The sequence below is a fragment of the Bacillus alkalisoli genome (assembly GCF_002797415.1).
Lineage (GTDB): Bacteria > Bacillota > Bacilli > Bacillales > Bacillaceae_I > Bacillus_CD > Bacillus_CD alkalisoli.
In genome coordinates, this window is the sequence record NZ_KZ454944.1 from 2,983,431 (window position 1) to 2,996,732 (window position 13,302).

Genomic DNA, 13,302 nt, shown 5'->3' on the forward strand with positions numbered 1-13,302 from the left:
ATTGAAAATTTATAATCACTTTTTACTATTTTTTGATTTGTAGTAAAACAGTTATTGACTGGACAAGTACTGTTATAATACAATATATTTAAATTAGCCAGGAAGGTGAAGTGATAAGATGTTAGTGAAAATGTCTGAATTTTTAAGAAATTTACCTCCAAAAAATTGTACTCAATGTGAAGATGAAATGGAAGAACAACATGAGTGTTATGGCAATACATGTTCTAAGTGTCTAGAAATAAAATAAGAAAACAAATAAGGTTGACTTGGAAAGTCTAATTTACACCAAACTTTCCAGGTCAACCTTTTTTATAATAGTTTCGTGAAATCTGAAACTGGCAAAGGCCTGCTAAACAGATAGCCTTGTGCTTCATGTACACCAATTTGTTTTAAATAATTATATTGCGCTTCTTCCTCTACTCCTTCTGCTATTAAACGAATGTTTAATGTTTGTGCTAAAGAGCAAATCGTATCTGTAATCGCTTTGTTAAAGTTGTGTTCAGGCAAATCGGTAATAAAAGATTTATCAATTTTTAAGCTATCAATGGAAAACTGTTTTAAATAAGTTAAAGAAGAATACCCAGTTCCAAAATCATCAATCGATATTTTTACTCCTAGATTTTTTAACTCTTTAATATTACATAGAACGTTTCGCTCATCTTGCATAATTGTGCTTTCCGTAACTTCCACCTCTAGATAAGACGGCTCTATATGATGTTCTCGTAAGATTCTCTCAACATTCATCCAGAAATCTTTTTCTTGTAACTGATGCATGGAAATATTTACTGCAATGCGAAGGCATACTTGCATTTCGTCTCGCCAATACGCATGTTGTTTACACACTTGTTGGATAACCCATTCACCTAATTCAACAATAAATCCTGATTCCTCAGCGATTGGAATAAATTGGACAGGTGATACATGGCCTAGTTTTGGACAATACCATCTTAAAAGAGCTTCCGCACCAACAATTTTCCTCGATTTCACCTCAAGAATTGGTTGATAAGCTAATGAGAGCTCCTCTTTTTCTAATGCAAATCTTAAATAATTGTCTAAATGGATATGGCGCTGGCGTTCAACCGCCATTTCCTCTTTATATAGAAGGTACTTATTACCACCTTCCGCTTTTGCTTTATACATTGCTAAATCAGCTCTGTTTAAAATTCGTTCCACATCGATTGAACAAGTACAATCTGTTTCACAAGGGTAAGATGTAACACCAATACTAGGAGTAATTCTTAAATCATGTTGAGCAATTTTTATTGGTCTTTTTAATTCAGATAAAAGTTGCTCGCATTTCGCAAGTACATTATCTATACAAGATTCAGAACGCAATACTATAATAAACTCGTCCCCACCGACTCTCGAAACAGTATCATTTGGTTCTACTAATTGTAGTATTCTGTTGGCGATAACATTTAAGAGCATATCTCCATATTTATGACCGAGCGAATCATTTACATTTTTGAAACGATCTAAATCAATGTATATCACATAGAAAGGTAGTTTTGTTTCGTTTGATTGCGTTATCGTATCCTCTAACCTTTCCAAAAGTAACCTTCGATTAGGTAAACCAGTTAATGAATCATGGTAAGCCATTTTTATAATTGTGTCTTCGTTCTTCTTCTGCTCTGTCACATCTTTAGCAATACCAAAAACACTGGTTAAATTACCTCTAATTGTAACTGGCACTGTTGTTACATTTATAAACCGCTGTGTACGATCTTTCCTAACGATAAGACATTCTATTTGAACCGGTGTTCCTTGCAAACTTCGCTGGAAAGCATCTCTTGTATAATTAATATCTTTTAGGTCTATAAATTGAGTAAAGTGCATTTTTTGAATTTCATCTTTGTCATATCCAGTTAATTTTTCCATAGACCGATTGCAATCTACCATTATCCCATTTAAATCCAACGTAAAAACTGCGTCTAAATTATTTTGAAAAAGTGGCTTGAAGTGATGTTCGCTTACTATTAAATTTTCTTTTGTTTTGTTATATTCGATCGCTAGACTTGCTAATGACGTAAACGTTTCGATTAATTTTATATCTAATTCCGTTGGTGCAGCAGGAATACTTTGGTATAAAGCAAACGTACCGAATACTTCACCTGTAGAGGCTATAATTGGTTCAGACCAGCATGCACGCAATTTATATTGAATAGCTTTGTGGGAATAAGGTTTCCATAATATACTATCTTCTATATCCTCTACAATAATTCGCTGTTTTGTATAGGCTGCCGTACCACATGAACCAACATTTAGTCCGATTTCTACTCCATCAATGTAATCAATGTATTCTTTATTGAGGCTTGGACCAGCTCCGTGGTAAAGGGTATTATCGCTATTCAATAGTAATATAGAACCTTTTACTTTTCTATTAATACTTTCAACCGTAGTAATGATTTCTGTTAATATCAAAGATAGTTCACTACCTTTAATAATTAACTCATGTATATGATTTGTCTTTTGTAATAAAATCTCATCTATTTTTTGTCTTGTAATGTCTTCACAAGATAATAAAAACAGCGTTTCTCCATCTTCTGCTTTTATCTGTACAATTCGCTCTTGCACCCAACATGTTGACTCGTCTTTCTTCTTCTTTCTAAACACTAGGTTCGTAGAATTGTTGACTTCGGTAGAATTTAATACTTCGTTTATTCTATTCTTTACTTGAGCTTTGTCTTCATCAAAAACTAACATATCCGATACATTCCCAATAAGTTCATCACGCGTATAACCTAAAGTAGATGCACCAATTTGGTTCACATCAACAATTATTCTATTTTTGTCAATTAAAAATAACATCGAGGGTATAATATTAAAAAATTGTCGATTCTCATCGTTCATAAAAATGGGCTTCAAAAAAACTTCCACCTTTAATTATTATTTTAGTTATTTTCATAAATACGATTCGTTTGTTTAATACAATATGAACCTATTAATTTTCCTTGTTAATGTAATCTTTAAATAGTAGTAACGCATTATGACGTGGCTCATTTACAGTTCATTTCACCTATTTATGTAATAATAATGTAACATAATAACAGGGAGAAATCGACATATTTCTACATTTTTACAAATAAAAAACGACTCAATTTTTGGAAAAACTAAGTCGCAATCTATATTAATTATATGATTATATTAAAACTCCGTGCCTAACAGTTGAATTTCTTACGATAAGATTTAATTCATATTCATAAATTTCTTTATCGGTATAACGTTTCGTTCGAATTTTTTCAATCATAATATCAAATGCTTTTTTCGCCATTAGTTGAACTGGTTGGTCGACCGTAGTAATCTGAGGGTCTAATAGCTCTGTAATTGCCTGATTATCAAAACCAACTACCGCTAATTGTTCTGGAATATTTATACCTAATCGTTTTGCTTCTGATACAATGCCCGCTGCAACTTCATCTCCACCAGTAAAAACAGCAGTGGGCTTAATTGGCAGTTTCAACATATCATGCAAAATTCTTCTTCCATCCTCAATAGTGAATGCATCACTGAAAAAGTATTGATTGTTGAACTGTAAGTTACGTTCTCGTAATGCTTTATGGAAGCCTCTTTCTCTACTCTCCGCTACATTACTTTTATAACCACCTGTACAATATGCTATTGTTTTATGACCAAGCTCTACTAAGTGCTTTGTAGCAATATAGCCGCCATCTGTTTGGTTAAAACGAACAGTTGGTACGTGAGCTCTCTCTTCAAACTCGTTACAAAGGACAATTGGACCGTATTCTAAAAATGGTTCAATCTTCTTCCAATCATTTTGTAAGGATGATAAAATCATTCCATCTACTTGTCTTGTTTTAAGTAAACTTAAATATTCTAACTCTCGTTCCTCAGAATACCTAGTTTGGCAAACTATTAATTGATAGCCGTTGTCTGATGCTGCCATCTCCATTTGCTCAATTAGTTTGCTAAAAAATGGATTCGTCACCCTAGGAATCAATAACCCTATCATCTTCGTCTGCTGACTTCTTAAACTTCTTGCAGAAGAGTTTGGAACATACCCTAATTCACTCATTGCAGTTAAAACTTGTACCCGCTTTTTTTCTGCCACATACGGGTGGTTATTGATGACACGAGAAACTGTTGTACGTGATAACCCAGCTAGTTTTGCTACATCTTCTATCGTCGCCATGAGCCACCCCACCTATTTATTTTAGATTCATTATTTACTAGGACATGAAATCGTTTTCATAATTACTAGTATAAAAGGAAATGAAAGTGTTTTCAATATAATTTTTTTGAACCGTATATCATAAAAGGCGCTCGCTATAATCGCGGGCGCCTCGTAACTTACTCGTTATCTTCGTCTTTTTTTTCATCTGGTACCATGACTGGAACAAAACCACTACCGTTTCCGCCACCTCCATGGTAAAACTGCGGTACTTCACCCATTACTAGTAGATCTCCAATTTTGACTGGGTTGGAAATTTCAATTTGATTTTGTAATAAAGGTATGATGACATTCATTTGTACCGTAACATTTACGTTTACTTCTAAGTATGTGTTATTAATTCCTCGTTCCACAATAACGGTTTCAACTTGTGAAACGACGTCCCCGAGAATTTCAAATCTTACTGGAATTTTAGGACCTAAGTTTGAAAATAACGTGATACCCGTAGACATCCCTAGAGGAATAGAGTAAACAATCCCGTTTTGTTTTTTTGATTGTTCATAATCTATATTTATATCATTTTTGAACGACTCTAATTCTTGTAAGTCTCCCGATTCTACAAGATCTAAATATCGTTGTACTCTAAGCGTTGTTTCGGATAATACTCTGTTTACCACCTGTGAGTTAACAATATAAGCATTTTGCCCATCAATTTTGATAAATAATTCTTTTACATCAATGTTATCCGTTATTTTTTTGGATACCGCATCATTAATTGCTTGAGCAGCTATTTGTCTAGCTTTTGTTTCTGCGATACTCATTAAGAATGGTTCAATTCCTTTATTGATAACTAATAAACTGATAACAGTAAAAATATTGAAAAATACGAATGTAATTAAGAATACATATTTTAGCGGCAAAGGGCCACGTGGTCGTCTCCTCAGATTCTGCATAATACTCCCCCTTTGTATTTAAGTATATTCAGAGCTTGGATAATAGATTAATAGATTAAGGGGGTTGGGACAAATTTTTACTGTTGGGCTAATATTGGGTATTGGTTTTGGAGGGATAGGAGGTATTTTCGAGACTTCGAAAATCCTATTGTACTACAAGCTAAATTAGTAATATGCCTATAAGATGTAACTCTAGAAGGTATTTCTAAGAAATTACTAAATTGTTTGTTCGTTATTTCGTTTCCATAAAGTAAAATCATCTCGTTAACAGCTTTTAAGAATGCATTTTTGTTTTTAAAACCGCAGTTCTCACATCTCCAGCAGGAATTTTTCACCCATCTCATTTTGACATTTATACATTTTAGACAAAATACACCTGTAATTAAATCTTGCTCTTTTACATGATATTTTTCTAGTATATCTGGATTATAAGGTGTATTACTTTTTAACACTTTTTTAGTTAATTGCCTTAATACTTTAGTTTCAATCAATTCCTGCTTATACATTTTCTCTAATTCGTATAATTTGGATGGTACACTTTCCGCTTTAATCATATTTTTGGGTAATCGGCTTCCTTCAGGAACAATCTTTATGTGGCAATTTGGATTTGTAAATACTATAAGTGGGATTAATGGTACCTGTTGAGTTTGAGGATTCATACTTTGAAGTAATTTTTTATACTGTAGTTCTTGCCTTTTAACTTGTTGAATTGGATCTTGAAAAACTTCTAATTCTCCTAATTCATTTATCCTCGTTAATTGGTTGGTTAGTGTGTTGTAAGTTACTTCTCCAGTGTGATTTTTTGTTTCAAAAATTACATTATATTTTGTAGTTTTTAATATTGTATCCATTTGGAAATAGTGTTCTAAGTTAGCGTTAGCTTGCAGACGAATATCTGGCAGTATTTCACAGATTTTAGCTGGCACGAATGATAGATAGTAATCTAGCTGTTGCTCACCTTTAAAGCCAGACCTTTTGATTCTATAGTCTTTTTCAATTAAAGAGCAATTTGGATGCTTTTCAATAACTCTAAAATGGAGGGCTTCCAACTTTTGCAGATGAATTGAGGGTGTACGTTTTGTCAATATTATTTCTCCTTTCAAATATGTTCATAGAGATTTTACAATAAATTTAAATTCTTTTCATTAATTTTTACCTAATTTTAATATTTTTATAAATCCTAAGCTAATTACCATGCTTCCTAATATATTGTTAGCACTGTGGCAGACCTAACATTACTTTTGTGTTTCAATCTCGACGCGTTGTGTTTCAATCTTACTCGTTTGTGTTTCAATTTCTTCTTCTCTTCCATTCTTTATTCTGCTCTGTTTCAATCCACTCCTCTTTGTGTTTCAATCTTACTCGTTTGTGTTTCAATTTCTTCTTCCTTTCCATTCTTTATTCTGTTCTGTTTCAATCCACTCCTCTTGTGTTTCAATTTCGTTCCGTTGTGTTTCAATCTTATTAGTTTGTGTTTCACTCTTCCTCGCTTGTGTTTCAATTTCTTCTTCCTTTCCATTCTTTATTCTGTTCTGTTTCAATCCACTCCTCTTGTGTTTCAATTTCGTTCCGTTGTGTTTCAATCTTATTAGTTTGTGTTTCACCCACTATCACCTTACATGCAAATAAAAAACCAGCCCTAAATAAGGACTGGTTACACATCAAAACTCTAATTCTCCCGCTCACTCAAAAACTCCACTACTTCATGAACTGCAGCTACACCTTGGTCAATACAATCTGGCAGACCTAAACCCTCAAAGGAACTTCCTGCTATGAATACTCCTGGTAATTCACTATCTAGTATTTTCTTCCACTCGGCAATACGTTCTTTGTGGCCAACATTGTACTGAGGCATTGCACTTTTCCAGCGAGACACTAGTGTAAAATCGGGCTCGACATTAATACACATTATCTTATTTAAATCATCCAGTACTACCTGTTTAATTTCATCGTCACTTTGATCAACAATTGCTTCATCTCCAACACGTCCTACATAGGCACGTAATAACACTTTGCCAGCAGGTGCGGAGTGTGGCCATTTTTTATGTGTCCACGTACAAGCTGTTATGGTGTAATCGCTATTCCTGGAAACAACAAATCCTGTACCATTTATGTTTTCCTTCAATACATTTTCGTCGAAAGCCATTGCGACCGTAGCGACAGAAGTGGAAGTCATCTCAGAAAAAGCAGGTGTCCAATTAAAGCCTGATAACATCTTTCCTAATGAATGATGCGGGGTTGTCACAATCAAACTATCAAACTCCATTCTCGCGCCGTTGCTTAAAGAAAGCGTATAAGGACCCGTTCCTGTAACATGATCAACTCTAACCGCCTTCATCACTGTTACAGAATCTAGCTTTTCTTCTAAAGCTTCGACTAGCGATTCTAATCCTGAGGAGAGTGTTTGAAACATACCTTTTTTTGGTGAACTATTAACTCCACCAGACTGCTTAGGTTTAGGCATCGTTTTACCTAATCCTAATATCAAACTGCGATATTTTTTCTCGACTTGCTGAAATTGAGGAAATGTAGCGCGAAGGCTTAACTGGTCAATGTCTCCAGCATAAATACCTGACAACAATGGCTCTATTAAGTTTTCCACTACTTCATCACCTAAGCGGCGTCGGAAAAAGGATCCAAGTGATTGGTCACCTTCTACTTTTCCGCTTGGCAATACAAGGTCAGCCGCAGCTCTTACTTTTCCTAACGGGGAAAATAAACCAGTTGTGATAAATGGTGATAGCTTTGTAGGGATCCCCATTACAGCACCTTCTGGGATTGGATGAAGCTTGCCTTTTAGCAAAATGTAAGAAGTACCTGTTGCATTTTTAATCAACTTGTCTCCTAGTCCTACATCTCTGATTAGCTTGCTTGCGCTTTGTTTTCTCTCTAGAAATGAATCCGGTCCTCGTTCGATGGTATAACCATCTCTACTAAACGTTTGAATCTTTCCACCTAGTCGATTGCTCGACTCAATCAGTGTAATTTCAAACGGTAAATTTTTTTCTTTCATTTCTTTTTGTAAATAGAAAGCGGCGGCTAACCCAGTTATGCCGCCACCTACTATGGCGACTCTTTTTTTGTTTTCTAACATTTTTATCATCGCCTTTAACAAAGTTTTATTGATTGTGTTGCTTTAACTTTTCAAGAACAACGGTTGCCATTGCATCTATAAATAAGGAACCTGAGTTTGGCATTTCTGGACGATAGTACTTCGCACCAATTTCATCTGTTACAACTTTACACTCATAATCATTGTCGTATAACACTTCTAAATGGTCAGCAACAAAACCTACTGGTGTATAAACGAATGATGTGTAACCTTTTTCTTTATGAAGATCACGAGTAATATCTTGTACGTCTGGTCCTAACCACGGTTCTGGTGTGTTTCCTTCACTTTGCCATGCAATCACGTAGTTTTCAACGCCTGCACCTTTTGCAATTAGGTCAGCTGTTTCTTGTAGCTGAGCAGGATAAGGATCTCCTGCTTGAATAATTTTTTCTGGCAAGCTGTGTGCAGATACAATTAGTACTGCTTTTTCGCGTTCTTCGCTAGACATGCCATCAAACGTTTCTTTCACTTTTTCTACCCAAAATTGAATGAATTTTGGCTCATCGTACCAGCTTTCTACGGAGTAGATTGTTGGACCACCTAGTTTTTCTGCTTCTTCTTTTGCACGGCCATTGTAAGACTTCACGCTAAAAGTAGAGAAATGTGGTGCTAATACGATACTAACCGCTTCTTCTATTCCATCTTCGTGCATTTGTTTTACTGCATCTTCTACAAACGGATCAATGTGCTTTAATCCTAAATAAACTTTGAATTCAATATTATCTTGAATTTCGTTTAAGTGTGCACCTAATTTGTCAGCTTGCTCTTGCGTAATGTGAGCAAGTGGAGAAATACCACCAATTGCATCGTAACGCTCACGTAAATCTTGCAAGCTTTCTTCTGAAGGTTTTCTTCCGTGACGAATATGTGTGTAGTAAGGTTCTAAATCTTCTTCTTTGTAAGGCGTACCGTATGCCATTACTAATAGTCCCATTTTTTTCTTTGCCATGTTTTACACCTCGATTTGTTTTGTACGTCCTATATTAAACCGAAATTTCACGTTTCAATGCTAGTATTAATGTGTTGCTTTACTTTTAGAGTAGTCATGAATGAACTGTGTTAAACGTTTTAGTGTATCAGGATTTACTTCTGGGAATACACCGTGCCCTAAGTTAAATACGTATCCTGGTTGTTGCGTTCCTTGGTCGATGATTGACTTTGCATGTTGCTCAATAACTTCCCAAGAAGAAAGAAGGTATGATGGATCCATGTTACCTTGAACAGCTTTTGTAATACCGCGCTCGCGTGCTTCTTTAATAGACAATCTCCAGTCTAATCCAACTACATCTATAGGAAGGTCGTGCCATTCATTCGCTAAATGACTTGCTCCAACTCCATGCATAATCATAGGTACGCCCTCTTCGCGTAAAGAAGAGAAAATACGACTCATTACTGGCTTAATATAAAATTTGTAATCTTCTACATTCAACGTTCCAACCCACGAGTCAAAAATTTGAATAGCTTTCGCTCCAGCTTTAATTTGAGCTTTTAAATAAACAATTGTCATGTCTGCTAATTTATCCATTAATGCGAACCAAGCCTTTGGTTCTGTGTACATGAACGATTTTGTTTTATGATAGTTTCTAGAAGGTCCACCTTCAATCATGTAAGAAGCAAGTGTAAATGGTGCTCCTGCAAATCCGATTAATGGAACATTTAATTGTTCTTGTGTTAATAATTTTATCGTGTCTAATACATATGGAATATCTTCTTCAGGAGTGATTTCCCCTAATTTCTCTACATCTTGAACGGTTCTAATTGGGTTATCGATAACTGGTCCAATACCTGATTTAATTTCTACGTCTACACCAATCGCTGGTAGCGGTGTCATAATATCTTTGTAAAGGATGGCTGCGTCCACGTTATATTGTTCAACTGGTAAACGAGTAACATATGCACATAGTTCTGGTTGATGTGTAATTTCAAATAAACCATATTTTTGTTTAATTTCTCTATATTCTGGTTGGGAACGTCCCGCCTGTCTCATATACCATACAGGTACGTAATCCGTTTTTTCTCCACGACATGCTTTTAGAAATGTTTCATTAATTTGTCTTTTACTCACTTGAATAGTCCCCTTTCGGCCGCATTATGGCTCATCCATCGTTCAATATATCTCATAACAATATACCGATTTTTAACTTCTATGTATAGCAAACTGCGCCATTGTTCATAAAATAGACGATTTATTCGTTTTTTGGTAGTATTATTTTTACAGTAATTCCGCTATTTTCCACGCCTTTTATTAAAAAGGAACCACCGTGATTTTCAATAATCTTCATGGAAACCATCAGTCCTAATCCTGTTCCATTTTCTTTTGTCGTAAAAAAAGAGTGACCAACCTTATCTAAGATTTCTTGTGGAATACCTTTTCCATGGTCTTTTATTGTAATAAAGACATGTTCTTCTTTGTCTTCAAGTGACAGGTCGATAGTTCCTCCACCTTGAGTATCGCTCCCACACTATTTTTATGACATTAACGCATTGTAGGTAACACAACAGGGGAATGTGCTCCCTCTTGTTTTGTTTGTGTATTGTATGGGACTACATAAAACTTAGGTGGATTAAAAATATTAATACTATTTACAGTATAAGTATCTGCGCCTTCTACCTCGCCAAGAAACGTTTCCTCATTATCTTTTACAGAGTAAACTCTGTACACTATTCGTTCATCTCCTTCATGTTCCCACTTAAGATTGACATAAAATAATCGTAGTGGATGAAAAGAAATAGAAGCATGTAATGATTGAATTTCTGGCAATTGAATAGGACTTTCTAATTCTTTAACACCTGAGGGAATAGAAAATGCAACATTATCTAACTCTGCCTCTCTTAAAATGTCTTTAAGAAGTTCTGATGGGTAGCTTCCTCCACCGACTAAATATTCATTTTCTGTTGTCCGGTCATAGCCCATCCAAACAGTACCTATTACATTTTCATTAAATCCTACAAACCATGTATCACGGTTTGCTCGTGGAACTAGTGGGAAGTTAGTTGTCCCTGTTTTCCCTGCTAACTCTCCTCTTATTTCGCCAGCTCGTCCTGTTCCTGACGTAACGACACCTTCTAACATTCTTGTCATATACCATGCTGTTTGTTTGCTAAACACTGCTTTCTCCACTTTGCTTGATTGGGCAACAACGTTACCGGTTTGGTCTGTTATTTTTCTTATAAAGTATGGTTGGATGACTTTTCCATCATTACTAAAGCTTCGGTATGCTTTTGTTAAATCTAGCGGTGTAATCCCCTCTTCTAATCCACCTAATGCGATGGCAAGCCCATTATCAGGTAAACGGATACCCATTTTATTTAAGTAATCTTTGCCTTTATCAATGCCAATCTCGTTTAATGTCCAAACGGCTGGAGCATTTAAGGAATCTTTAATCGCATCATACATAGAAACAGTGTCTTGATATTCATTGTTGAAGTTTCTAGGCGTATAATCATTAGAGTACGTTAATAGCTCGTCCTTTAATAATGAGTAAGGTTCGAATAAACCCTCTTCCATAGCAGGGGCAAAAACTGCAAGTGGTTTAAAAGTCGATCCAGGTTGTCTTTTTACATTTACCCTATTTAATCCTCTTGCTACGTAATTTCTTCCACCAATTACTGCAAGGACACCACCAGCGTCTGGCTCCATTAATACAAAAGCACCTTCAACATTTTCAGTTGTGCCTGGAAAATATTTATCATCTTGAAAACGTTCGTATGCAATTCGTTGAACTTCACGTGCCATCGGAACTGTAATAGTATATCCACCTTTTAATAATTCTTCATGAGAAAAACCGTAACGACTTTGGGCTTCGTCTATTACCATATCAATATACGTTAAATATGGTTTTAAGTCGTTATCTTCTTTTACTGACAAAGCGATTGTTTTTCTTTGTAGTTTTACAGCCTCTTCTGCGGAAACGTACCCTTGTTGGTGCATGAGCGTAATAACTAGGTCTCGCCTGTTTTTAGCTGCATTTATATTATTAATAGGAGAAAAGCTATTTGGCGCTTTTGGTAGTGCTGCTAAAAGGGCACCTTGCTCTACAGCTAACTCTTCTACACTTACTCCAAAATAAAGATTGGCTGCTGAGTCAATTCCATATGCTCCATGACCAAAATATATTTGATTTAAATACATTTCTAGAATTTGATTTTTCGTGTATCTTCTTTCTAAATTGATCGCTATGACGGCTTCTTTCGTTTTTCTTAACCAAGACTTTTCGTTGGTTAGAAAAATATTTTTAGCTAGCTGTTGCGTAATCGTACTTCCACCTTCAACCTTACTTCTAGCAACAATGTCACGATAAAGCGCACGTAAAATTGCCCTACCATCTATTCCGCGATGTGTGTAAAATCGGTTATCTTCTACTGCCACAAATGCTTGTTGTACGTGTTGGGGTATTTGATCGATCGATACGATATTCCTGTTTTCTGTAAATATTTTTGTAATTAACTCTCCCTCTTCATCTACTAGAGAAGAGGCTGAGTCCATCACTAACTTTCTCTCATCTATTACATAATTTCCAGCATAGATTATAAGTAAGTAGCCTATTAAACTAATGGCTAATAAAGTAAAAGCAGAAGCTGGAATAAGTAATAACCATCTATATTTTTTAAAAGGTGAAAACCATTCTGGTAAGTTCCATTTTTTTGTCTTATTCCTTTTAGCAGTTGACCTCTCCATAACGTTCACCCCTTTTTCTTCGTATCATTTTTAATCATATAAATGAATCTATATCATAATTACGATTCGTTTAGTGAAAAAAGAATGTTTTACTAATATGCGGAGTTATTTATTCGTCTTTAAAGTTGTATTTAATAAAGTATTAATACATTATGACACGGACTCAAATAACTCAAATTTTTATAGTATCTTCCTTTCTAAGCAATGCTTTAAAAACAAATATTAGTTGAAGTTCACTACAGGTGCGAGACTCCTGCGGAAAGCCATTGTACCTGTAATGAACTTCAACGTTTCTAACTCTAATCTTCAATCAAAGAGTGTTTAAATTTGTACTTATTAGGTAATACGTATTATATATTAAAGTAGTTTCGACAAAATTAGAATATTTTTATTTTGCGACGTGAATGCATATAATAAACATAAGGAGTGA

10 protein-coding genes and 1 pseudogene are annotated in these 13,302 nt (G+C 35.1%); 1 reads left to right on the top strand and 10 read right to left on the bottom strand.

From position 1 onward, the window contains the following. The first annotated feature begins 118 nt into the window (after positions 1 to 118). Positions 119 to 247 (top strand): protein YhfH, encoded by a 129-nt coding sequence (gene yhfH, locus CDZ89_RS14875; protein ID WP_096155221.1) that lies wholly within the window; start codon positions 119 to 121, stop codon positions 245 to 247. Between the two features lie 62 nt (positions 248 to 309). On the opposite strand, the gene CDZ89_RS14880 is transcribed toward yhfH, so the two are convergent. The 10 genes and pseudogenes from CDZ89_RS14880 to CDZ89_RS14920 all read right to left on the bottom strand — a co-directional run bounded on the left by CDZ89_RS14880 (position 310) and on the right by CDZ89_RS14920 (position 12,872). After that, a complete protein-coding gene (locus CDZ89_RS14880; RefSeq protein ID WP_100333914.1) occupies positions 310 to 2,865 on the bottom strand; it encodes an EAL domain-containing protein in 2,556 nt (851 codons plus the stop codon). A 274-nt stretch (positions 2,866 to 3,139) separates the two neighbouring features. Further along, a complete protein-coding gene (locus CDZ89_RS14885; RefSeq protein ID WP_096155223.1) occupies positions 3,140 to 4,150 on the bottom strand; it encodes a LacI family DNA-binding transcriptional regulator in 1,011 nt (336 codons plus the stop codon). A 158-nt stretch (positions 4,151 to 4,308) separates the two neighbouring features. After that, a complete protein-coding gene (gene yunB / locus CDZ89_RS14890) occupies positions 4,309 to 5,082 on the bottom strand; it encodes a sporulation protein YunB (protein ID WP_096155224.1) in 774 nt (257 codons plus the stop codon). Between the two features lie 77 nt (positions 5,083 to 5,159). Next, positions 5,160 to 6,167 carry a nuclease-related domain-containing protein gene (locus CDZ89_RS14895; RefSeq protein WP_157842750.1) on the bottom strand — a complete coding sequence of 336 codons (1,008 nt, stop codon included), beginning with the start codon at positions 6,165 to 6,167 and terminating at the stop codon, positions 5,160 to 5,162. Between the two features lie 288 nt (positions 6,168 to 6,455). Continuing rightward, on the bottom strand, positions 6,456 to 6,623 hold the full coding sequence (locus CDZ89_RS19750; protein WP_157842751.1) for a hypothetical protein: 168 nt from the start codon (positions 6,621 to 6,623) through the stop codon (positions 6,456 to 6,458). A gap of 128 nt (positions 6,624 to 6,751) precedes the next feature. Beyond that, complete coding sequence (gene hemY / locus CDZ89_RS14900) at positions 6,752 to 8,176, bottom strand: protoporphyrinogen oxidase (RefSeq protein ID WP_100333916.1); 1,425 nt, start codon at positions 8,174 to 8,176, stop codon at positions 6,752 to 6,754. Between the two features lie 25 nt (positions 8,177 to 8,201). Then, complete coding sequence (gene hemH, locus CDZ89_RS14905; RefSeq protein ID WP_100333917.1) at positions 8,202 to 9,143, bottom strand: ferrochelatase; 942 nt, start codon at positions 9,141 to 9,143, stop codon at positions 8,202 to 8,204. Between the two features lie 66 nt (positions 9,144 to 9,209). After that, a complete protein-coding gene (hemE, locus tag CDZ89_RS14910; protein WP_198508246.1) occupies positions 9,210 to 10,259 on the bottom strand; it encodes a uroporphyrinogen decarboxylase in 1,050 nt (349 codons plus the stop codon). A gap of 121 nt (positions 10,260 to 10,380) precedes the next feature. Continuing rightward, positions 10,381 to 10,629: pseudogene (locus CDZ89_RS14915) on the bottom strand (ATP-binding protein); the annotation flags it as partial. A 41-nt stretch (positions 10,630 to 10,670) separates the two neighbouring features. Beyond that, positions 10,671 to 12,872, bottom strand: coding sequence for a transglycosylase domain-containing protein (locus tag CDZ89_RS14920; protein ID WP_100333919.1), 2,202 nt, complete (start codon positions 12,870 to 12,872; stop codon positions 10,671 to 10,673). Between the last annotated feature and the right edge of the window lie 430 nt (positions 12,873 to 13,302).